This is a genomic window from Xylanimonas allomyrinae (assembly GCF_004135345.1).
Lineage (GTDB): Bacteria > Actinomycetota > Actinomycetes > Actinomycetales > Cellulomonadaceae > Xylanimonas > Xylanimonas allomyrinae.
Map to the genome: position 1 here is coordinate 301,913 of NZ_CP035495.1, position 21,862 is coordinate 323,774.

Annotated in this window: 18 protein-coding genes, 2 tRNA genes and 1 pseudogene; 18 read left to right on the forward strand and 3 right to left on the reverse strand. The window is 71.9% G+C overall.

Annotation, left to right across the window (positions count from 1 at the left end):
- From ET495_RS01355 to ET495_RS01430, 16 genes and pseudogenes are all read left to right on the forward strand, one after another.
- On the forward strand, positions 1-789 hold the full coding sequence (locus ET495_RS01355) for an amino acid ABC transporter permease (RefSeq protein WP_129202006.1): 789 nt from the start codon (positions 1-3) through the stop codon (positions 787-789).
- Positions 786-1,721, forward strand: coding sequence for an amino acid ABC transporter ATP-binding protein (locus tag ET495_RS01360; protein ID WP_211340888.1), 936 nt, complete (start codon positions 786-788; stop codon positions 1,719-1,721). The genes ET495_RS01355 and ET495_RS01360 overlap by 4 nt, the downstream gene beginning before the upstream one ends.
- Positions 1,714-2,496: a 4-hydroxy-tetrahydrodipicolinate reductase gene (gene dapB, locus ET495_RS01365; protein ID WP_245993230.1), complete on the forward strand. Its 783-nt coding sequence runs from the start codon at positions 1,714-1,716 to the stop codon at positions 2,494-2,496. Before ET495_RS01360 ends, dapB begins: the two co-directional genes overlap by 8 nt.
- Before the next feature lie 567 nt (positions 2,497-3,063).
- Complete coding sequence (locus ET495_RS01370; protein WP_129202008.1) at positions 3,064-4,227, forward strand: FecCD family ABC transporter permease; 1,164 nt, start codon at positions 3,064-3,066, stop codon at positions 4,225-4,227.
- Positions 4,224-5,039, forward strand: a complete 816-nt coding sequence (locus tag ET495_RS01375; protein ID WP_129202010.1) for an ABC transporter ATP-binding protein — start codon at positions 4,224-4,226, stop codon at positions 5,037-5,039. The genes ET495_RS01370 and ET495_RS01375 overlap by 4 nt, the downstream gene beginning before the upstream one ends.
- 81 nt (positions 5,040-5,120) lie before the next feature.
- Positions 5,121-5,924, forward strand: a complete 804-nt coding sequence (locus ET495_RS01380; protein WP_129202012.1) for a DUF1684 domain-containing protein — start codon at positions 5,121-5,123, stop codon at positions 5,922-5,924.
- Between the two features lie 23 nt (positions 5,925-5,947).
- Entirely contained in the window at positions 5,948-7,027 is a 1,080-nt protein-coding gene (locus ET495_RS01385) for an ABC transporter substrate-binding protein (protein WP_129202014.1), read from the forward strand.
- Between the two features lie 351 nt (positions 7,028-7,378).
- Positions 7,379-8,545, forward strand: a complete 1,167-nt coding sequence (locus ET495_RS01390) for an acyl-CoA dehydrogenase family protein (RefSeq protein WP_129202016.1) — start codon at positions 7,379-7,381, stop codon at positions 8,543-8,545.
- A 54-nt stretch (positions 8,546-8,599) separates the two neighbouring features.
- Positions 8,600-9,373: an electron transfer flavoprotein subunit beta/FixA family protein gene (locus ET495_RS01395; protein ID WP_129202018.1), complete on the forward strand. Its 774-nt coding sequence runs from the start codon at positions 8,600-8,602 to the stop codon at positions 9,371-9,373.
- Between the two features lie 16 nt (positions 9,374-9,389).
- Entirely contained in the window at positions 9,390-10,352 is a 963-nt protein-coding gene (locus ET495_RS01400; RefSeq protein WP_211340946.1) for an electron transfer flavoprotein subunit alpha/FixB family protein, read from the forward strand.
- A gap of 4 nt (positions 10,353-10,356) precedes the next feature.
- Positions 10,357-11,889, forward strand: coding sequence for a cytochrome b/b6 domain-containing protein (locus ET495_RS01405; protein WP_129202022.1), 1,533 nt, complete (start codon positions 10,357-10,359; stop codon positions 11,887-11,889).
- Between the two features lie 63 nt (positions 11,890-11,952).
- Positions 11,953-12,707: pseudogene (gene trmB, locus ET495_RS01410) on the forward strand (tRNA (guanosine(46)-N7)-methyltransferase TrmB).
- Positions 12,708-12,841: 134 nt separating this feature from the next.
- Positions 12,842-13,180 (forward strand): DUF485 domain-containing protein, encoded by a 339-nt coding sequence (locus ET495_RS01415; RefSeq protein ID WP_129202024.1) that lies wholly within the window; start codon positions 12,842-12,844, stop codon positions 13,178-13,180.
- On the forward strand, positions 13,177-14,805 hold the full coding sequence (locus tag ET495_RS01420) for a solute symporter family protein (RefSeq protein ID WP_129202026.1): 1,629 nt from the start codon (positions 13,177-13,179) through the stop codon (positions 14,803-14,805). Before ET495_RS01415 ends, ET495_RS01420 begins: the two co-directional genes overlap by 4 nt.
- A gap of 118 nt (positions 14,806-14,923) precedes the next feature.
- Positions 14,924-15,826: an ATP-grasp domain-containing protein gene (locus tag ET495_RS01425; RefSeq protein ID WP_129205828.1), complete on the forward strand. Its 903-nt coding sequence runs from the start codon at positions 14,924-14,926 to the stop codon at positions 15,824-15,826.
- 139 nt (positions 15,827-15,965) lie between these two features.
- Positions 15,966-19,247: a family 20 glycosylhydrolase gene (locus ET495_RS01430; RefSeq protein WP_129202028.1), complete on the forward strand. Its 3,282-nt coding sequence runs from the start codon at positions 15,966-15,968 to the stop codon at positions 19,245-19,247.
- Here ET495_RS01430 and ET495_RS01435 read toward each other — a convergent pair.
- The 3 genes from ET495_RS01435 to ET495_RS01445 all read right to left on the reverse strand — a co-directional run bounded on the left by ET495_RS01435 (position 19,236) and on the right by ET495_RS01445 (position 20,316).
- Positions 19,236-19,311: transfer RNA gene (locus ET495_RS01435), tRNA-His, on the reverse strand. The genes ET495_RS01430 and ET495_RS01435 overlap by 12 nt on opposite strands.
- A gap of 60 nt (positions 19,312-19,371) precedes the next feature.
- Complete coding sequence (orn, locus tag ET495_RS01440) at positions 19,372-19,962, reverse strand: oligoribonuclease (RefSeq protein ID WP_342770133.1); 591 nt, start codon at positions 19,960-19,962, stop codon at positions 19,372-19,374.
- A 165-nt stretch (positions 19,963-20,127) separates the two neighbouring features.
- Positions 20,128-20,316, reverse strand: coding sequence for a hypothetical protein (locus tag ET495_RS01445; RefSeq protein ID WP_129202031.1), 189 nt, complete (start codon positions 20,314-20,316; stop codon positions 20,128-20,130).
- Between the two features lie 184 nt (positions 20,317-20,500).
- Here ET495_RS01445 and ET495_RS01450 point away from each other — a divergent pair.
- Together ET495_RS01450 and ET495_RS01455 are read left to right on the forward strand one after the other, a co-directional pair.
- Positions 20,501-20,573 (forward strand) — tRNA-Arg (locus tag ET495_RS01450).
- Between the two features lie 169 nt (positions 20,574-20,742).
- Complete coding sequence (locus ET495_RS01455; protein ID WP_129202033.1) at positions 20,743-21,861, forward strand: serine/threonine-protein kinase; 1,119 nt, start codon at positions 20,743-20,745, stop codon at positions 21,859-21,861.
- The last annotated feature ends 1 nt before the right edge of the window (position 21,862 follow it).

The following is a 21,862-nucleotide window of genomic DNA, read 5'->3' on the forward strand; positions in this document are numbered from 1 at the left end:
ATGGGCTACACGTGGAGCTGGGGCGTCATCGGCCGCAATCTGGACGTCTTCTTGCAGGGGCTTGTCTACACCCTCTTCTACACCGTCGTGACGGTCGCTCTCGGTATGACGATCGGCACCGTCCTCGCGCTCGGAAGGATTTCCTTCCGTCGGTGGCTTCGCTGGCCCGCGTCGGTGCTCCTGGAGGTTCTTCGAGGAATACCGTTGCTGGTGCTCCTGATCTGGATGTTCTATGCGATGCCGCTTCTCACCGGCGTTGCCGTGTCTGCGCCGATTGCCTGCATTCTCGCACTCAGCCTCTATGGTGCCGCGTACTATGGGGAGATTGTTCGCGGGGGCATTCTCTCTATCGACTCGGGCCAGGTCGACGCGGGCCGATCGCTCGGAATGACTCACGGTGAGCGGATGCGGAGGATCGTCCTCCCGCAAGCGGCACGGCGTATGGTTCCGCCTTTGATGAACCAGAGCATCATCATGCTGAAGAACACCTCTCTTGCGTCCGTCATCACGGTGTCCGAGCTCACGTATCGAGCCCAGGCGCTCAGTTCGACGACATATCGGGCGCTCGAGGTCTACACGACGGTGGCGCTCTTCTATCTGGCCGTCGTCATCCCGAGCTCGCTCGCGGTCAAGCGGCTCGAGGTCAAGAGCAAGTCTTTCGGTTCGGCCGGGAGGCCGAAAGGGACTCTGTCCACGCGCCGGGCCGCGGCCGTTCTTCGCCGGCCCTCGGCCGCTCGACGCGGAAAACAGGAACCGGCGCGAGGCGGAAAGGTGGGTGAGCTCGTATGACTCCCCAGGAAGTTGTGCTCAGGGTCGATGACCTGGACAAGTACTACGGTGACCGGCAGATCTTGGACAGCGTCAACCTCGAGGTGCGAAAGGGGGAGACGGTCGCGATCGTCGGATCGAGCGGTTCGGGAAAGAGCACCCTGCTGCGGTGCATGGGCCTGCTGGAACCGTTCGACGGCGGATCCGTCTCGCTCCGGGGATCCGTGATCGCGAAGGGCAGCGAGTCGAGGAGGCACGAGCGCAAGGCGGACGCGCGCCGGCGCACGAGCTTCGGCTTCGTCTTCCAGAACTTCAACCTCATCAACAACCGGACGGCCCTTGAGAACGTGATGGAGGGCCCGGTGATCGTCAAGGGGATGACGGAGGACGCGGCCCGCAAACGCGCGGTCGAGGTGCTTGAGCGAGTGGGCGTGGGTCACCGGGTCAACGCCTCGGTGCCGGAGATGTCGGGAGGCGAGCAGCAGCGCGTCGCGATTGCGCGATCTCTCGCGATGTCGCCGCAGTGCCTGTTGCTCGACGAGCCGACCTCCGCCCTCGACCCTGAGCTCGTCGGTGAGGTTCTCGATGTCGTGTCCGAGCTTGCCCGCGAGGGCGTGACGATGGCCATCGTCACGCACGAGATGGGCTTCGCCTACGGAGCGGCAGACCGGCTGGTCTTCCTGAAGGAGGGGCGGGTCTGGGAGGAGGGCGCGGCGCAGCAGACGCTGCGCACGCCGCGGACGCCCGAGCTCGCGACGTTCCTGCGCCGGTTCCACTACTCGTCGATGCCGGTGCAGGACGGCGCTGGCCTGGCGCGTGCGCAGGACGGGCGTGCGACGCCCCCGGACGGTGTCGACCGACCGGCCGCCCGGAGCGGCACGTCCCCGCTGGGTGAGGTCGGCGTCTCCGACCTCTGTCTCGTGCCCACGACGGAGGGCTCGACTCGTGACTGAGGTCGGCGTCGGCGCTGAGGGCGGGGCGTCCTCGATCCGCGTCGCCGTGATCGGTGCCTATGGGCGGATGGGTTCGCTCGCCTGTGCCACGGTCAGTGAGACGCAGGGGCTGGACCTTGTCGCGCGGATCGGCCGTGGTGATGATCTGGCCCTCGCCGAGGGGGCTGACACCGTCATCGATCTCAGCGTGGGCGAGCGCGGGGTCGAGCACGCGACGTGGGCCATCGAGCATGCGAAGCACGTCGTCGTCGCGACATCGGGTCTGGGCGCGGGCGACATCGCGACGATCCGGGCGCGCTGGGCCGAGACAGCGTCGTCGGTCGGCGTCCTGATCGTCCCGAACTTCTCTCTCGGCGCGCTGCTGGCGCGGCGGTTCGCGTCGATGGCCGCGCCCCACTTCGAGGAGGTCGAGATCGTCGAGGGCGCCCCTCCGCAGAAGGCGGACGCCCCGTCGGGCACGGCGATCGAGCTTGCGGAGGCTCTCGCCGCGCAGGACGGCGGCGCACCGGGCGCGAGGCTGGAGGCAGACACGTTCGAGGAGGCTGCGCGGGGGGCGCGGTTCGGCTCGGTGGCGGTGCACTCGGTGCGCATTCGAGGCATGGTCAACCACCAAGAGGTTCTCCTGGGCCGGGACGGCGAGGTGCTGTCCATCCGGTTCGACACGCTCGATCGAGCGGCGTACATGCCAGGAGTCGTCGCCTCCCTCCGCAAGGTGTCGTCGATGCCGGGTGTTCACGTCGGGCTGGAGGCCGTCTACGGCGAGATCCTCCGCTGACGGCGCTCTCGGGCATCGTCGCTGCTGCGGCGATCGGTTCTGGCGCGGTCGGCGAGGGGCTGCCGTGTCCCGGCCCACCCGGTGCGCCCGCACCTGGCCGGATGCCCAGGGTGCCGCGGCGACGGGCGCGGCACCGGCCTCGAGGATCGGCGAGAACTCGCCGGCCGCGGCCGCGATCGGGCGCGGTGGCGCCATGGCTGGGAGGCGGTGGTCGGCGTCCGTGCGCCGGCCCCGGAGTGGGTCGCGCGCGTCGGCGTGCTGCGTGGGGGCGCGTTCCGGCGTGCTCGCACAGGCGTCTCGATCCACGATCTGAGACGTGAGGCCGACCGATTGGCTTTTCGCCGTCGTCGCGCCACGATGCGCTTCATGTCCCGCATGCGAGTGGTCACCATGGCACGCCCCGGTATGTCCGGCGCGCCCATGTGCTGTCGCGTGCCCGTGAGCGTGTGCTCGCGCCGTCGCTGATCTGCGACCTGCGCCCACCCTTTCCCACCTCACGCTCCCGCACCCCTGCTCGTCACCGAGCGGCGCCGTGCTGCCCGCATGCCTCTGACCGAGGAGACCTTCATGGCTTCCACCCTGGATCGCGCCCGGCCGGCGTACCGGCCCGGCACCCGCCCTGACGACCTCGCCCCCGACCCCGCCCCCGACCCCGCCTCCGACCCCTCCGTCGGTCCCGCCCGCGACCGGGCGCACGGGACGTCTCGCCGACGCGTGCCCGCCGCCGTCGTGCTCCTGATCGGCGTCGCGCTGACGCTTGTCGCGCTCGCCGTGTCGGTGAGCGTCGGCGCCGCCGGCGTGGGCCCGGCCACGATGTGGCGTGCGGTCCAGGCCGTGGCGCTCGGCCACGAGCCCACGGGCGACCTCGCGTCGGCCTACGCGGTGCTCACCGGGCTGCGCCTGCCGCGCGCCGTGCTCGCTCTCACGGCGGGCGCGTCGCTCGCGCTCGCCGGCGTGCTGATGCAGGCGCTTCTGCACAACCCGCTCGTCAGCCCGTTCACGCTCGGGGTCTCACCGGCCGCCGCCTTCGGAGCCGCTGCGGCGATCCTGGTCCTGGGCCCGTCGGCGTCGGGCGGCGTCGTCGCCCTCGCGGCGTTCTCGGTGGCCCTCGGCGTGTCCGGTGCCCTGCTGGGCGTCAGCGCGGCGCGCGGGCTCGGCGCGGCGACGCTCCTGCTGCTCGGGATCGCGCTGACCCAGCTGTTCGAGGCGCTGACCTCGGCGTTGCAGTTCACCGCGGACGAGAACACCCTCCAGCGGATCGTGCGGTGGACGTTCGGTTCGGTGAACGAGGCGCGGTGGACCGACGTCGGCCTGGTGGCCCTGGTGCTGGCCGTGGCCGCGCCCGTCGCGCTGTGGTTCGCGGTGCGGCTGAACGCCGTCGCCTTCGCGGGTGACGACGCCGCGACGAGCCTGGGCGTCCACGTCCCGGCGTTGCGGGTGGGGCTGATCACCGTGTCCGTGCTGCTCGCCGCCGTCGTGGTCTCCACCTGCGGGATCATCGGGTTCGTCGGGCTTGTCGCCCCGCACATCGCCCGCCTCGCGCTCGGCGCGGACCACCGCGTGCTCATCCCGGCGTCGATGATCGCGGGCGGGCTGCTGCTCCTGGTCTCCGACACCATCGGACGCACGATCATCGCGCCCGCGGTCGTGCCCGTCGGGATCGTCGTGGCGGTCGTCGGCGCGCCCGTGTTCATCCAGCTCGTTCTGCGGCGTCGGAGGGCAGCTGCATGACCCTGCGCATTCGTGACCTGCACGTCAGCTACGGCACGCGTCAGGTGCTGCGCGGTGTCGACCTCGACGTGCCTGACGGCGAGCTGACCGCCGTGCTGGGGCCCAACGGCTCCGGGAAGTCGACTCTCGCCAAGGTGGTCGCCCGCATCACGCCGCCCGCTTCCGGCAGCGTGAGCGTCGCAGGCCGCGACGTGTACGCGCTGTCGCGCCGCGAGCACGCGTCCGTCGTCGCGTACGTCCCGCAGGCTTCCGCGGCGCCGTTCGACCTCACGGTCCGCGACATGGTGATGCTGGGGCGCACCCCGCATATCGGGATGCGCCCTCGCGCTCGGGACCACCGCGTCGTCGATCGCGAGCTCGCCCGCCTGCGCCTCGGGGACCTGGCGTCGCGCCCGATGGCTGAGCTCTCGGGCGGGCAGGCGCAGCGCGTGCTCGTCGCACGCGCGCTCGCTCAGGAGCCTCAGGTGCTGGTTCTGGACGAGCCGACGTCGGCCCTCGACCTTCGCTATCAGGTCGAGACGCTCGAGGTCGTCCGCGCGGTGGCGTCCGACCGCTCGGTCGCGGTGCTCGTCGTCATCCACGACCTCAACCATGCGGCCTGGTTCTGCGGCCACAGCGCACTGCTGCACCAGGGGCGCGTGCTGCGTGCCGGGCGCCCCTCCGAGACGTTCGACGCCGAGACGCTCAGCCAGGTCTACGGCCTGGAGATCGACGTCGTGCACCCTGCGCCAGGCCTGGTCGAGGTGCGGCCGCGCTCCATGTCGGCCGCGCGCCGGGATGCCGGCGGCGTGCTGGAGCCGACCGCCGTCTGACGCCCACCGCGCATCGACCCGTCCCAGCGACGAACGCGCCGTCTCCTCGGCGCGCCCACCCTGACCGGAGGTACCACCAGCATGACCCTTTCCACGTCGACCGACACCACCTGGCAGCAGGGCCTCCAGAGGTGGCGCGAGAGCCGGCTGCACGCCGTCTCGGGCCCCTACGGCAGCGCCGCCGTCGTCGGCACCTACTGGCTCACCGCGACCCCGCGCGAGCTGCCCGACCTCCCTGGGCGCTGGTTCGCACATGGCGCCGAGGTCCACGCGGTGGGGCTTGCCGACGACGCGCTCCAGGCCGTGGGGGAGGGACCGTCGGTGTCCGACGGCACGATCGTCCTGCGCGCGGGGCAGGAGGTCCGTCACGGCCGCCTGGTCCTCGCATGGTTCCGCCGGCTGGAGGACCAGGCCTTGCGCGTCTTCGACGACGAGAGCCCGTCGCGGTCCGCGCTCGAGGGCATCGGCACGTTCGCCGCCGACCCGTCGTGGGTGGTCGCGGGGCGCCTGGTGCGCAGCGCCCCGGGCACGCGCCTGGTCACCGACCAGTCCGACGGCGACACCTACGACCGCGAGCTCGTCGGCCGGATCGTCTTCACGTACGACGGCGCCCAGCACGAGCTGCTGGCGTTCCGCAGCCCCGTCCCGGGCAGGCCGGGCCTCATGGTCTCGTTCGCGGACGCGACCAGCGGTGCCGCGACGTTCCGGTTCCGGTTCCTGCTGCTGCCCGACCCCGAGGACGACGTCGTCACGCTCGACTTCAACCGCGCGTACCTGCCACCGTTCGCGTTCGCCCCGAGCCACTCGTGCCCGCTGCCGCCGGAGGCGAACCACCTGCCGTTCGCCGTGACCGCCGGCGAGACCCTTCCCCTCGTCCGCTCGTGACCTTCACCGCCGGAGTCCCACCCATGATTCGCCCCATCTCGCGCGGTGCCGCCGCGCTCCTGACCGTCGCAGTCCTCGCGGGCGCCGCCGCAGGCTGCGCCCCCACCTCCGCCGACGCCGGGCCGGTGGCCCCTGCCGCGTCCCCTGCCGAGTCCCAGGCGGTCGACGTCGTCGACGACCAGGGCCGCGCGGTGCACCTCGACGCGCCCGCCAAGCGCGCCGTCGTCGTCGGGAGCTTCAACGTCGACCTCGCGCTGGCGCTCGGCGCCCGCGACCAGATCGTCGGCACCGACGAGCAGACCATCGAACGCCTCGCCGCGTCGAAGCTGCCCGAGAGCCTCTCGGTCGGCGCCAACGGCACCGAGCTCAACGCCGAGGCCATCGTGGCGAAGGACGCCGACGTCGTCCTCATCTACCGCAACCATGGCTGGCAGGAGCTTGCGAGCACGCTTGAGGCGTTCGACATTCCTGTCGTCGTGCTGAGCACCTGGGTCTTCGACCAGTGGGACGAGTCCATCGACCTGGCCGCGGCCGTGCTCGGGCGGCCGCAGGAGGCCGCCAAGGTCCATGCGTTCTCCGACGACATCGCGGGGCTGCTCGAACGCAGTCCGCAGGATCCGGGCGCGCAGGCGACGTTGTTCTACGAGGACTCGGCCGGCAAGAGCACCGGGAGCGAGGGAGGCAAGAACTTCGCCATCCGGGCCGCCGGGGTGCGCAACCTGTTCGCCGACGTCGCGGGGAACCAGATCGACGTCGATCCCGAGGCGGTGATCGCCGGCAACCCGGACGTGATCGCCGTCGAGACGACGAACATCTACGGAGGGTCGAGCGCGTCGGAGTACGCGGCGAAGGCCGGCGAGCTGACGGGACGGCCCGGGTGGTCGGCGCTCGGCGCGATCACGAGCGGGAACACGTACCTGTACAACGCCTGGGCGTTCGACCTCGCCGGGAACCAGATCACTCCGCTCTTCTTCGCCAAGTGGGCCTACCCGGAGCTGTACCAGGACGTCGACCCGCTGGACTACGTCGCACGCTGGGCGCACGACTACCTCGGCATCGAGGGCTTCGACCCGGCGGACGGATACGTCCACCGGCTTTCCTGACGGAGCCGCGAGCCCCGGCCGGGATGCGACCGAGTATCACGACGAGGTCCCCGGCCGGGGCGTCGAAGGTCCCTGGGTGGGCCGGAGTTTCAGGTAGGTCACGAAGGCGGCGGCAGCCGAAGGTTGCCTCTTGTGGTGATACTGCGTCGCAGGCATACTCGCGGGTATCAGGGCGTGACGTCGCGTCGGTGGGCGGGGTGCACGACGTCGTGCGGCCGCGAGACCCTCGAGCTTCGCGGGCGTGCTCCACCCCCTGATGCAGGAACACAACGCATCCGGAGCCTTCGAGCATGTGCGACCGCGTTGCCTCCCAGGGCGGCGTGCGTGCCCGGCGCAGAGAAAGGCAGTGCTATGCAGCGCGACATCTACGACGAGGACCACGAGGCATTCCGCGAGGTCGTGAAGGAGTTCGTCAAGCGCTATGTCACCCCTGAGAAGGCGAAGCAGTGGGACCAGGACGGCGAGGTCGACCGCGACACGATGAGGTCCGCGGCCGAGCACGGCATCCTGGGGCTCTCGGTGCCCGAGGAGTTCGGCGGTGCCGGGATGCTCATGGACTACCGGTTCCGGTCGGTCGTCAACGAGGAACTGATCCGCAGCGGGGTCGGCTCGGCGATCGCCGGGGCCTTCGGCATCCACGACGACCTCGCCGTGCCCTACCTCGCCCACTTCGGCACCGACGAGCAGAAGCAGAAGTGGCTCCCGAGGATGGCGACGGCCGAGGTGCTCGGCGCTCTCGCGATGACGGAGCCGGGCGCCGGCAGCGACCTTCGCGGCGTCAAGACCACCGCGAAGAAGGTCGACGGCGGCTACGTCGTCAACGGCGCCAAGACGTTCATCTCCAGCGGCAAGACCGCCGACGTCGTCGTCACGTTCGTCAAGACGGGCGAGGGCAACCGACCCGACGCGTTCAGCCTGGTGCTCGTCGAGGACGGCATGGCGGGCTTCGAGCACAGCAAGACGCTGCACAAGATGGGCTTCCCCGGCCACGACACCGCCGAGCTGAGCTTCACCGACGTCTTCGTGCCCGACGAGAACCTCATCGGCGGCGTCCCGGGCCGCGGGTTCGTCCAGCTCATGATGAACCTGCCGCTCGAACGCCTGTCGATCGGCGCCGTCAGCGCGGCCGTGGGGCAGGCGGCACTCGAATGGACGCTCCAGTACACGACGTCGCGCGAGGCGTTCGGCCAGCCCATCGTCGACTTCCAGAACACGCGGTTCCGCATCGCGGAGATGGCGACCTCGGTCGACGTGATGTGGGCCTTCGTCGACCGCGCGATGCGGCTCTACCGGCAGGGCGAGCTCAGCGCCGACGAGGCCGCGAAGGTCAAGTTCTGGTGCTCGGAGCGGGAGTGGGAGATCCTCGACCAGGGTGTCCAGCTGCACGGGGGATACGGGTACATCGTCGAGTACCCGATCGCGCGTGCCTTCCTCGATGCCCGCGTCCACCGCATCTACGGTGGCACCAACGAGGTCATGCGTGAGATCGTCGCCCGCAGCGTGACGGGCCGCAAGTAGCCGACGTCGTCTACTGGCACCGAGGTTCGCGAGAGCGGAAGGCAGCATTCGTCAATGAAGATCGTCGTGCTGGTCAAAGAGGTGCCCGACACCAACGGGGAACGCACGCTCAGCCTGGAGACGGGCCTGACGGAGCGTGGCGCCGAGAACGTCGTGGACGAGATCGGCGAGCGTGCGCTCGAGGTCGCGCTGGCCTACGCCGACGCGCACGAGGGCACCGAGGTGTGCGTGCTGATGGTCGGCCCCCCGGGGGCCACGGCGGCCGTGCGCCGCTGCCTCGCGATGGGTGCGGCCGCGGCGACCCATGTGGTCGACGACGGCCTGGTGGGCGCGGACCTCGGTCTCACGGCCGAGGTCCTCGCCGCCGCTCTCGGGCGGATCGGCTTCGACCTGGTGATCTGCGGCAACCAGTCCACGGACGGCATGGGCGGGGTGCTGCCCGCGATGCTCGCCGAGCACCTGGGGGTGCCGAACGCCACCAACCTGTCCGCGGTGACGATCGGTGAGGCCGAGGTCAGTGGGACGCGCACGTCGGACGACGCGACCGTGCAGGTCAGCGCCCCGCTCCCGGCCGTCGTCTCGGTGACCGAGGCCCTGCCGGACGCACGGTTCCCGAACTTCAAGGGCATCATGGCGGCCAAGAAGAAGCCGCTCGACGTGCTCTCTCTCGCGGATCTCGGCATCGACGCCGAGGACCTGGCCACGTCGCGCGCGATCATGCTCGCGGTCGAGGCCCGCCCGGCCCGCGCGGCAGGGGTCACGATCACCGACGACGGCGACGCCGGGGTCCGGCTGGCCGCGTACCTGGCCGAGAACCACCTGATCTGAGGCTGGGGAGATGACGATGGGGTTTGCTGCCGACTCGATCCTGGTGCTGCTCGACACCACCGCCGAGGGCACCTTGGCGAAGTCCTCCGCGGCACTGCTGGGTGCCGCCGCGACGGTGGGCGCTCCGGTCGCGCTCGTGCTGGGCGACGACGACGCCGCCGCGGCCGCGTCCGACCTGGGGGCGGTCGCGGTGCTGCGCGCCGGTGCCGCGACGGAGATCGCCGTCAGCGCCGCCGACGCGCTGGTCACGGCGTCGGCGCTCGTCCAGCCCGACGCGATCCTGGTGTCACACTCGGTCGAGGGCCGCGAGGCCGCGGCGCGCTGCGCCGTCCGCCTGCGCGCCGGCCTGATCGTCGACGCCGTCGCCGTCAGCCGTGACGAGCAGGGAGTGATCGCGCGCAGCTCGGCCTTCGGTGGCGCCTACACCGTGACCTCGGCCGTCACCCACGGGGCGCCCGTCATCACCCTGCGTCAGGGCGCCGTCGACGCGCGCGCCGACGCCCAGCCGGCGAACGTCACCGTGCTCGAGAGCGAGGCGAGCGGCAAGCCCGGCGCACGCATCGGGGCGGTCAGCGCACCCGAGCGGAGCGGGTCACGCCCCGAGCTGCGCTCGGCGAAGCGGATCGTTTCGGGCGGCCGCGGCCTCGGGACGGCGGAGAAGTTCGTGCTCGTCGAGCAGCTTGCAGACGCGCTCGGCGCCGCCGTCGGTGCGTCGCGAGCCGCGGTGGACGCCGGGTTCGTGCCCGCGTCGCACCAGGTGGGGCAGACGGGTGTGCAGGTCTCACCGCAGCTGTACATCGCTCTCGGCATCTCGGGTGCGATCCAGCACCTGGCCGGGATGCAGACCGCGAAGACGATCGTCGCGATCAACAAGGACGCGGATGCGCCGATCTTCGGGGTCGCGGACTTCGGCGTCGTCGGTGACCTGTTCACCGTCGTGCCGCAGCTCATAGCCGAGATCGAGAAGGCGAAGGCATAAGCCGGTGGCGACCTACCGTCAGGGGATCAGAAGCGGTCTGCCGCGCCGCCCGGGCGGCGCGCGATGGCCGGCCGGCGGCGAGCCCGCAGGCCCGGCGGCCGCCGCGGTGGCGAGTCGCTCGACGACGGCGAGCGAGCCCGCGACGGCGGTGCCCGTGGCCGCGACGGCGGTGCCCGTGGCCGCGACGGCGGTGAGCGAGCCCGCGACGGCGGTGCCCGTGGCCGCGGAGAGCGATCCGACGCCCGCACCGGGCGGCGCACCACCCGCGACGGCGCCCGCGCACCGGGTCTCGGCGGCGGACGCCGGCACGGTGACCGAGACGGTCGCGCTGCGCCGGGGTCTGCCTCGCGTTCCCGGAGGCGAGCCCTGGCCCGCCGCCTCGACAGCCACCGTGACGCGGGCGATGCCCACCGGGGCGGCGCCCACGCAGGCGCCCGCGGCCGTCTCGTCCGTCGCCCCGGATCCAGCGCCGGTCCCCGCGCCCGCCGCGACGCTCACCTCGACGCCGGCTGCGGCCCCAGCAGCGGCCCCGGACTCCGAGCCGACGGCTCGGCCCGCCGGTCAGCCCGCCGGTCAGCCCGCTGGTCAGCCCGCCGGTCAGCCCGCCGGTCAGCCCGCCGGTCAGCCCGGTGGCCGTTCCGAGCGGCCGTGGACCCTCGGCCGGCAGCTACGGCTCGCCGGCGTCGGCGCGGTCGGCGCCGTGGCGGCGGCGGGCATCATCGTGCTGGCCGCTCGCGGGGTGACGACGCTGCCCGGCGTGCCTGCTTTCCTTGCGCGGTACCCGGGGACGGTCGCGCCGCCGGACTTCGTTCCCGTCGGGATCCCGCGCTGGGCGAACTGGTCGCACTACCTGAACTTCTTCTTCATGGTGCTGATCGTTCGCACGGGCCTTCAGGTGCGGCTCCAGGAGCGGCCCCCCGCGTACTGGGCGCCCCGCAAGGGCGGGAAGAAGATCAGCATCAACCTGTGGCTGCACACGAGCGTCGACCTGCTGTGGCTGCTCAACGGTGTGGTGTTCGTGGTGCTGCTGTTCGTGACGGGGCAGTGGGCGCGGCTCGTGCCGACGTCGTGGGACGTCGTGCCGAATGCGCTCTCGGCGGCACTGCAGTACCTGACGCTCGAGTGGCCGGCCGAGGACGGCTGGGTGACCTTCAACAGCCTCCAGCAGCTCATGTACTTCCTCGTGGTGTTCGTCGCCGCGCCGCTCGCCGCGCTCACCGGGGTGCGGATGAGCGAGTGGTGGCCGAAGAACGCCACGCGGCTGAACCGGATCTATCCCGCGCCGCTGGCCCGGGCGGTCCACTTCCCGACGATGCAGTTCTTCGTGCTGTTCGTGATCGTGCACGTGTTCCTCGTGTTCACGACGGGCGCCCGGCGCAACCTGAACCACATGTTCGCGGCCTCGGACACGGTGAGCTGGGCCGGCTTCGCGTGGTTCGCCGGCGGGCTCGCGGTCGCCGTCGCGGTCGCGGTCGCGCTCAGGCCGCTCGTCGTCGCGCCCGTCGCGTCGCTCTTCGGCAAGGTCAGCAGCCGTTGAGATGCGCCGTCCGCGGGTGGTCACCTCGATCGCGGCGGACGACGGCGCCCGTACCCTTGTCGGGTGCCTGAGCCCCTCGCCGTCCCCGACGTTCCCACCTTCCGCAAGCATCCGGTCAGCTTCGTGCGCCGCAGCGGGCGCCTGACGACGGCGCAGAGCCGGGCGTGGGACGAGCGGCGCTACGAGTACCTCGTCGAGGTGCCGCGCGCTGTCGCGGGCACGTCGGTCGACCCTTCCTGGGTCTTCGACGCCGAGGCCGTGTTCGGGCGGCGCGCGCCGCTCGTCGTCGAGATCGGCTCGGGGCGCGGTGAGAACGTCGTCGATGCCGCGGACGCGCACCCCGAGCGGGACCATCTGGCGGTCGAGGTGTACCGGCCGGGGCTCGCGCAGACCATCGTGCGGGCCGGGCAGCGCCGTGACCGCACCGGGCTGCCGAACCTCCGCCTGGTGCAGGTCAACGCGGCCGAGATGCTGGCGACGGCGCTGCCGGCGGCGAGCGTCGAGGAGCTGTGGGTGTTCTTCCCCGACCCGTGGCACAAGTCGCGGCACCACAAGCGACGGCTCGTCACCGCGGAGTTCGCGGCGCTCGCGGCGCGCGTGCTGCGCCCGGGCGGCGTGTGGCGGCTCGCGACGGACTGGGCCGAGTACGCCGAGCAGATGCTGGAGGTCGGCGAGGCGAGCCCCTGCTTCCGCAACGCGCACGGCGCGGGGAGGCCGCGCCGCGGTTCGCTGGGCGTGTGCTGACGGCGTTCGAGCGCAAGGGTCTGACGGCTGGGCGGATCGTTACCGACCTGGAGTATGTGCGCCTGGAACCTTAACCCAAGTGTTGCTTGCGTCACACTTGGGTCAGGCGGCATTGTGTGCCTCCGGGAGCTCCCGAGGCAGGGAGCGCCCGCGGTGCGCAACCCGAGCGCACCGGTGACTGCCGACCGCAATGCCAACGGAGGCATCCATGGCTGACACCGCTGAAACCGCTGGTGAAACCCCCTACCAGCGTGTCGAAAGATCCGAGGAGTTCCAGGACCTGCGCCGCAGGTTCCGTCGCTTCGTCTTCCCGATGACGGCGCTGTTCCTCGTCTGGTACTTCGCGTACGTGCTGCTCGCCAACTACGCGCACGGCTTCATGTCGGCGCGCATCGGTGACAGCGCCATCACCGTCGGGCTGCTGTTCGGCCTCGGCCAGTTCGTGTCGACGTTCGTCATCACGATGCTCTACGCCCGCTGGGCCAACAACTCGTTCGACGCCCAGGCCGGCGCGCTGCGCGAGCACATCGAGGGGGGCGACCTGTGATCACCGCACCGCTGCGCCACGCGCTCACCACGACCGACGTCGGCAACCCTGTCGTCAACATCTCGATCTTCGCCGCGTTCGTCCTCGTGACGCTCGTCATCGTGGTGCGCGCCTCGCGCACCAACCGGTCGGCCGCCGACTTCTACGCGGGCGGGCGCAACTTCACGGGCGGCCAGAACGGCACCGCTATCGCGGGCGACTACCTGTCCGCGGCGTCGTTCCTGGGCATCTGCGGGGCGATCGCCGTCAACGGCTACGACGGCTTCCTCTACTCGATCGGGTTCCTCGTCGCCTGGCTCGTCGCGCTGCTGCTGGTCGCCGAGCTGCTGCGCAACACCGGGCGGTTCACGATGGCGGACGTCCTGTCGTTCCGGCTCAGGCAGCGGCCGGTGCGCATGGCCGCGGCGCTCGCCACGCTCCTGGTCGTGTTCTTCTACCTGCTCGCCCAGATGGCCGGTGCGGGCGGCCTGGTCGCGCTGCTGCTGGGCATCGACGGCCAGGCGGGCAAGAACCTGGTGATCGCCGTCGTGGGCGCGCTCATGATCGTCTACGTGCTGGTCGGCGGCATGAAGGGCACCACCTGGGTCCAGATCATCAAGGCCGTGCTGCTCATCATCGGCGCGGCGGTCATGACGGTGTGGGTGCTCGCGCACTTCGGGTTCTCGCTCTCGGGGCTGCTCCAGGGGGCCGTCGACTCGGCGGGCGAGGGCGGTGCCGCGCTGCTCGAACCGGGCAAGCAGTACGGTGCGACGCCGTTGTCGAAGGTCAGCTTCCTCTCGCTCGCTCTCGCCCTGGTGCTGGGCACGGCGGGCCTGCCGCACGTGCTCATGCGCTTCTACACCGTCCCGACGGCGAAGGAGGCCCGTCGCTCGGTGGTCTGGGCCATCTGGCTCATCGGGATCTTCTACCTGTTCACCCTCGTGCTCGGCTACGGCGCCGCCGCTCTCGTGGGGCCCGAGACGATCACGTCGGCTCCTGGCGGCGTCAACTCGGCGGCGCCGCTGCTCGCGTTCGCGCTCGGCGGGGAGGTGCTGCTGGGCATCATCGCGGCCGTCGCGTTCGCGACCATCCTCGCCGTCGTCGCCGGGCTGACCATCACGGCGGCGGCGAGCTTCTCGCACGACATCTACGCCAACGTCATCAAGCGCGGGTCGGTCGGCGCCGACGGCGAGGTCAAGGTCGCGCGGTGGACCGTCGTCGTCATCGGTGCCGTCGCCATCGTGGGCGGGATCTACGCGCAGAACCAGAACGTGGCGTTCCTCGTGGCGCTCGCGTTCGCCGTCGCGGCGTCGGCCAACCTGCCGACCATCGTGTTCTCGCTGTTCTGGAAGCGGTTCAACACGGCGGGCGCGCTGTGGAGCATCTACGGCGGCCTCATCTCGTGCATCGTGCTCATCGCGCTCTCCCCGGTCGTCTCGGGATCGGAGACCGCGATGTTCCCGAACGCCGACTTCGCGGTGTTCCCGCTCACCAACCCGGGCATCGTGTCGATCCCGCTCGGGTTCGTGCTCGGGATCGTCGGCACGCTCACCTCGCGCGAGCAGCCGCACCCCGAGAAGTTCGCCGAGATGGAGGTCCGGTCGCTCACGGGCGCGGGCGCCGAGCGCGCGGTCTCGCGTCACTGACGACGTCGCTCGGGCAGGTGTGCCGCCTCGGCCCGGTCCCGCACGCGGGGCCGGGCCGAGTGGCCGCCGTCGGGGCTCGTGTCCCGACGGCGGCGGATAGGCTCGGCACGTGACCTCCATGAAGCGCATCGCTCTTGCCACCTGTGCTGACCTGCCCACATTGAGCGCCGACGACCGGCCGCTCGTCCCGGCGCTCGCCGACCGGGGCGTCACGGCCGAAGCGGTCGTGTGGGACGACCCGAACGTGGAGTGGGACTCCTACGACCTCGTCGTGGTCCGCTCCACCTGGGACTACGCACCGCGGCACGACGAGTTCCTGGCCTGGGCCGAGACGGTGCCCCGCCTGGAGAACCCCGCGCACGTGCTGCGCTGGAACACCGACAAGTCCTACCTGCGGGCGCTCGAGGCCGCGTCGGTGCCCGTCATCCCGACCGTCTGGCTCGACCCGGCCCGGCACTTCTCGAAGCGCGCCGTGCACACCCGCATGCCGGCGTTCGGCGACTTCGTCGTCAAGCCCGTCGTCTCGGCGGGCGCCAAGGACACCGGCCGCTACATCCCGGTCAGCGCGCAGTCCCGCGCGATGGCGATCAAGCACACGATGGACCTGCTCGACTCCAAGCGCTGGGTCATGATCCAGCCCTATGTGACGTCGGTGGACTCCGCGGGCGAGACGTGCCTGACCTTCGTCGACGGCGTGTTCCAGCACGCCGCCCGCAAGAACGCCCTGCTGACGGGTCCGTCGCGGCCGACCAAGGGCCTGGGGCTGTACCTCGAGGAGACGATGTCCGCCGTCGCGGCGACGCCCGAGCAGCTCGAGGTCGCGCAGCGGGCGCTGGCCGCGGCCGCGGCCGACCTCGGCCTCGACGGCCCGCTGCTGTACGCGCGGGTGGACCTCGTCACGGGCGAGGACGGTCCGCTCGTCATCGAGCTCGAGCTGACCGAGCCCAGCTTGTGGATGACCTACAGCGGACCGGTGCCGACGCTCACGCGGTTCGCCGACGCGATCGCGGCACGCGTCTGACGGGCGCGCGGGAGCCGGTCGTCATCGCGGGGGAGACGCGGCGGAGCCGCTGATCGTTCGGGCGTTCGTTTCTTTACGGTGTGCGGCGCGCCCAGCACAGTGAGGCTTCATCCGTCCGGACGCCTCCCTGGAGCCTTGAGTGAACGACCGCCCCCATCGCCGCCCGCGCCTGCGCCCGCTCGCGGCCGGTCTCCTGTCGACCGTCGTGCTCGGTGCGACGCTGCTCGCCGGGACTCCGCCGGCCGCAGCGGCCGAGAGCCGCGACGTCGCGCGCACTGCCGTTGCGAGCGCGGCGTCGGAGTACCCCGACCCACGGTTCTCCGTCGGGCACGTCAACGACGGCGACCCGGCCACCCGGTGGGGGTCGCGGTACACGCGGACCACGGCCCCGGTCATGTCCTACGACCCGTCGAGGGACTGGGTGCAGCTCAAGCTGGCCGAGCCGACGTACATCCTGAAGGTCGTGCTCGACTGGGAGGCCGCGTACCCCACCGCGCACGACCTCATGGTCTCGAAAGACGGTGCGACCTGGACGACCCTCGCAACGGTCGTGACCCCGACGGGTGCGGCGACCAGCGGGCACCTCGTCCAGGAGCTGCACGTGGACACGAGCGAGGCGTACTCGTACGTGCGCGTCCAGGCGGCGTCCACCGCGACCCGGTTCGGGCTGTCGCTCTATCGCTTCGAGGTGTGGGACACGCCCAGGGCGAGCACCGACGACGGTGCCCCGGCGGCGTCGCAGCAGGGACCGGCACAGACGCCGGCACTGACGCCGGCACAGTCCCCGCAGACCCAGGCTCGCCCCGTGCCCGACGGCGCCCGGCTCGTGCCCGCGCCCGCGGAGCAGACGTCGCTGCCCGGCGCTCCGTTCCGCATCACCTCCCGCACGCGGATCGTCGCCGAGGCCCACGAGGACGTCGCACAGCTCTTCGCCGCCGAGCTCCGCACGGCGACCGGGTACGCGCTACCGGTGGTCGCCGCGTCGCCGTCGGCGTCCGACATCGTGTTCCGGGGCGGTGCGCCCGTGGCCGGCACCGCGGGGCACGCGGCGAAGGAGTCCTACCGGCTGACGGCCTCGGCGAGGGGAGTCGAGGTCGCGGCCTCGACGGGGCACGGCGCGTTCAACGCGACGCGCACCCTGCTCCAGCTCTTGCCCGTGTGGGTCGCAGGGGATGCGACGAAGCACGTCGTCGACTGGGCCGTGCCGCCGGTCGAGATCTCCGACCACCCGCGTTTCGCCGTGCGAGGCCTCATGCTCGACCCGGCCCGCAACTTCATCGACGTCGACGCGGTCAAGGCCGTCCTCGACGAGATGGCGGCGGTCAAGCTCAACCGCCTGCACCTGCACCTGACGGACGACCAGGGCTGGCGGCTGCAGATCGACTCCTGGCCCAGGCTCACCGGCCACGGGGCGTCCGCCTCGATGAAGGGCGGGATCGCGGGCCACTACACGAAGGCGGACTTCGCCCAGATCGTGCGGTACGCGGCCGCCCGGTACATCGAGGTCGTCCCCGAGATCGACGTCCCCGGCCACTCCGACGCCGCGCTCTCGTCGTACCCCGAGCTGGGCTGCACCGGCGCGAGCATCCCGATCCGGGTGACCGGGGGCATCAGCCGCAACGCGTTGTGCGTCACCGACGAGCGCACCTACGCGTTCATCGACGACGTGCTGCGCGAGGTCGCCGAGATCTCCCCGAGCGAGTACATCCACATCGGCGCCGACGAGGCCGAGGGCGTGTCCGCGCCGCAGTACGCCGAGTTCGTGCGCCGGGTCGAGGGAATCGCCGCCAGGTACGGCAAGCGGATCATCGCGTGGACACCGGTGCCCGCGGCCGGCCCGACGGCGGGCGCGGTGCACCAGTACTGGGCAGACCGCAAGAACAAGATGACGGCGGGCTGGTTCGCGGGCGAGCGCAAGGTCATCCTCTCGCCCACCGAGCGGGCCTACCTCGACTACCGGTTCGCGCCGGGCCAGCGGCTCGGGTTCCGGGACCCCGTGTACACCACCCGGCACTCCTACGCCTGGGACCCGACGGCCGTGGTCGATCAGACCACCAGGAAGAACCTGAACACCACGTTCGGGCTCGCCGAGCGCAACGTGCTCGGGATCGAGGGCGCGCTGTGGGGCGAGACCCTGCTCCGCGGACTGCCCGACATCGAGTACATGGCCTGGCCGCGCCTGGCCGGGCTCGCCGACAAGGCGTGGGCGCCGCAGGAGCGCAGCAGCAGCTTCGACGCGTTCGCCGCGCGCCTGGCACCGCTCGGGGCCCGGCTCCAGGTGGGCGGAACGAACTTCTGGGCCGACCCGCAGGTCCCGTGGACCCCGGCTGCCGCGGGTCTGCGGATCGCGCAGACGGGGACCGGGGGCTACGACGGGCCGGTCGCGACGATCGCCGCGCCCGGTGTCGCCGTGGCCAAGGTCAGGGCCACGGTGCACTGGGGCGACGGCAGCACGTCGCCGGGCGTGGTGGCCGGTACCGACGCCGTCGACAGCCGCGCCGCGAGCCTGTTCACCGTCTCGGCGAACCACGCGTATGCGGCGGGGGGCACGTTCGCGGGCGCGGTCGAGATCGAGATCGAGGGGCGGCCCCGGTTCGTCGTGCCGTTCTGCGCGACGGTCGGTGCGGAGGCCGTGCCTGCGACGCCGCCCGTGACGCCGCCTGCGACGCCGCCTGCGACGTCGCCCGTGACGCCGTCCGTGACGCCGTCTGTGACGCCGCCGGAGGCACCGCCCGTGACGCCGTCCGTGACGCCGCCTGCGACGCCGGAGGCACCGCCCGTGACGCCGGAGGCACCGCCCGGGGCGGCACCGGGTACGCCGCCGACCCCGGCGCCCGGCCCGTCCGTCACGCCGGCCCCGCAGGCGGTCGTGGCGTCGCCACCATCCGTGCAGCCACCGGGCCCGCGCGTCCCGGCGTCGTCGGCACCCGTCACGGTGCTGTTCGACGGCACGGTCCCGACGACGCTCGACGTGGGCAAGGAGTACAAGGTCACGGTGTCCGGGCTGGCGCCGCGAACGGCGGTGAGGATCGAGCTGCACAGCCGGCCCGTCGAGCTCGCCGCGGGCACGGCGGACGCGAACGGCGTGCTGACCGCCGTCGTGCGGCTTCCTGCGACGACGGTGCAGGGGACGCGCGAGCTGCACGTCGTGGGCACGGGAGCGAACGGGTCCGCGGTTCACGAGGTCCTGAAAGTGACGGTGCGTGCCGGAGGGTCGGGGAGCTCGCGGCCACGGGTGCGTCGACGGCCGCCGTCGCGGTCCCGGCGGCCCTGCTGCTCGTGGCCGGTGCCGTGCTCGTGCTGCGGGCGCGGGCGGCGCGGGCACGCTCCCGGTCCGGGCGGTAGCGCCGACCCCAGCGACGACGATCGCCCCAGCTCCGCGAGGTCTCGCGGGGCTGGGGCGATCTGGTGGGGTGGCTAACCGGGCTTGAACCGGCGACCTCCTGGACCACAACCAGGCGCTCTACCAACTGAGCTATAGCCACCAAGGTCGGCAGGTGCCTGCGCACCGGCCGACGGAAAGCATACCCGAGGTTGCGGGCGCCTCAGGACACGGCGGGCCGCCGGGTGACCGACGTCTCGCCGATTCGCGCGGCGATGGCGCGCGCCGTCGCCGAGTCCGGCCCCGGCTGGGGCACGAGCAGAGCCTCACGGTAGTAGCGCAGCTCGTCGATCGACTCGAGGATGTCGGCCAGCGCGCGGTGGCCGCCGTCCTTCTTGGGGGAGGCGAAGTACACGCGCGGGTACCAGCGGCGGGCCAGCTCCTTGATCGAGCTGACGTCGATGATCCGGTAGTGCAGGTGACCGATCAGCTCGGGCATGTCGCGGTCGAGGAACATCTTGTCGGTCCCCACGGAGTTGCCGGCGAGGGGCGCCTTGCCGGGCTCGGGCACCCAGGTGCGGATGTAGTCGAGCACCTCGGCCTCGGCGGCGGCCACGCTGACGCCGTGCGGCAGCTCGTCGAGCAGGCCCGACGTCGTGTGCATGGTGCGCACGAAGTCGCCCATGCTCGCCAGGGCCTGGTCGGGTGGGGTGATGACGACGTCGACGCCGTCGCCCAGCACGTTGAGCTCGGAGTCGGTCACGACGGCGGCGACCTCGACGAGCGCGTCCGCGCGCGCGTCGAGGCCGGTCATCTCACAATCGATCCACACGATGCGGTCGGTAGGGTTGGCAGCACTCACGAGTCCCAGGGTACGTGGGCCGAGGGTTCGAGTGCCCCGGCGCCCTCGCGGCCGTGACGGGCGGGCGAGGGCGCCGAGGCTGTCCGGCAGCGCGCCGGGAGGGTTCCGGCGCGCAGGTCATGCGATACGCGTGTTGCCGAGGATCACGAGGTAGGTGGTCCGTTCGACGTGGTCGCCGGAGGCGACGCGGCGCCGGGCGGCTCGCCGCGCACGCTGCGCGCTTCGAGCCTCGCGTTCCCGGGCGGCGTCCTCCAGCCGCCGTTCGTAGTCGGCCCTCACGGTCTCGAGGGCGAGCTGCGGGTCCATGGTGCGTTTCCTTCGTGACGTGGAGTGCGTGGGACGGGCCAGGTCCCCTCCGACGCCGGCGGTTGCCGGCGTGTCGTCACCGCGGTGCGTCGTCGAGTCTGTCAGCGCGCGACGACGTCGGGCGAGCCCTTTTCCCGGGCAGAGCGACGAGAGCCGGCGCGGGCGTCGGTACGATGGCGCCAACGCCTCCGTAGCTCAATGGATAGAGCACCGGCCTTCTAATCCGTAGGTTCCCAGTTCGAGTCTGGGCGGGGGCACTCACGCCCACGTCGGCGACGTGCTCGCGGCCCTCGCGGGCCGTGACGTGGACAGAATGCGACAACCCGCGCTCGTCGTTCGTCGTGGTGCGACGCGGCGCCACGCGACGATCGCGTTTGTCCCAGAATCGGCAGGTCTGTCAGCCGTCGACCGCCGAGGAGGAAACGCGTGGGCCAGCGTCTGCCGTCGTCCCCGCCGGTGATCCCTGGGTTGACGTACGTGAGCCCGCTCGGTTCCGGGGGTTTCGCGGACGTCTTCCTCTATCAGCAGGACATGCCGCGACGGCAGGTGGCGGTCAAGGTGCTGCTGGCGGATCTGACCGATCCGGAGATGCGGCGGATGTTCTACGCGGAGTCCGACCTGCTCGCGCGGTTGTCGTCGCACCCGTCGATCCTGACCGTGTACGAGGCGAGCGTCTCCGCCGACGGCCGGCCGTACATCGCGATGGAGTACTGCCCGGTCTCGCTCGGTGCACGCTTCCGTCACGACAAGCTGAAGGTGCCGGCGGTGCTGGACGCCGGGGTCCGCATCGCGTGCGCGCTGGAGAGCGCCCACCGCGTGGGGGTGCTGCACCGCGACGTCAAGCCGTCGAACATCCTGGTCACCGACTTCGGCACGCCGGTGCTCGCGGACTTCGGCATCGCCACGTCGCTGCGGGGTTCCGCGCCGGGGACGGCCGCGGCGATGTCGGTGCCGTGGAGCGCACCCGAGGTGGTCACCGAGAAGTCGGCGGGGACGGTGGCCTCCGAGGTCTGGAGCCTCGGAGGCACCGTGTACTCGCTGCTCGCGGGCCGCAGCCCGTTCGAGCGCCCCGGCGCCGCCGGCCAGAACAGCCGAGAGCACCTGGTGCGCCGCATCGTGCGTGCCGCCTACGTCCCGACGGGGCGTGCCGACGTCCCTGCGGCGCTCGACGACGTGCTGGCGCGGACCATGACGCGCGAACCGTCCGGGCGGTACGGCAGCGCCCTCGAGGTGGCGCAGGCACTGCAAGGCGTCCAGCACGAGATGGGCCTGGTCCCGACGGCGCTGGAGGTCGCCGGCGACCGTTGGACGGCCGAGCGCCGTGACCTGACCCTGGACGACTCGGCCCTGCGGGGCGTGCCCAGGCCGCGGGTGGAACACACCTCGCGGCGCAGGCCCGGCACCCCGGCGGCGAGCCGGGGGAGCGGGACCGGAACGGCCGCCGTCCGGCGCCGGACGTGGCCCTGGGTGGTCGCCGCGACGGTCGCAGCGGTCGCCGTGCTCGTGGGCGGTGTCGTCGCGCTCGCGCTCACGGGGGTGATCTGAG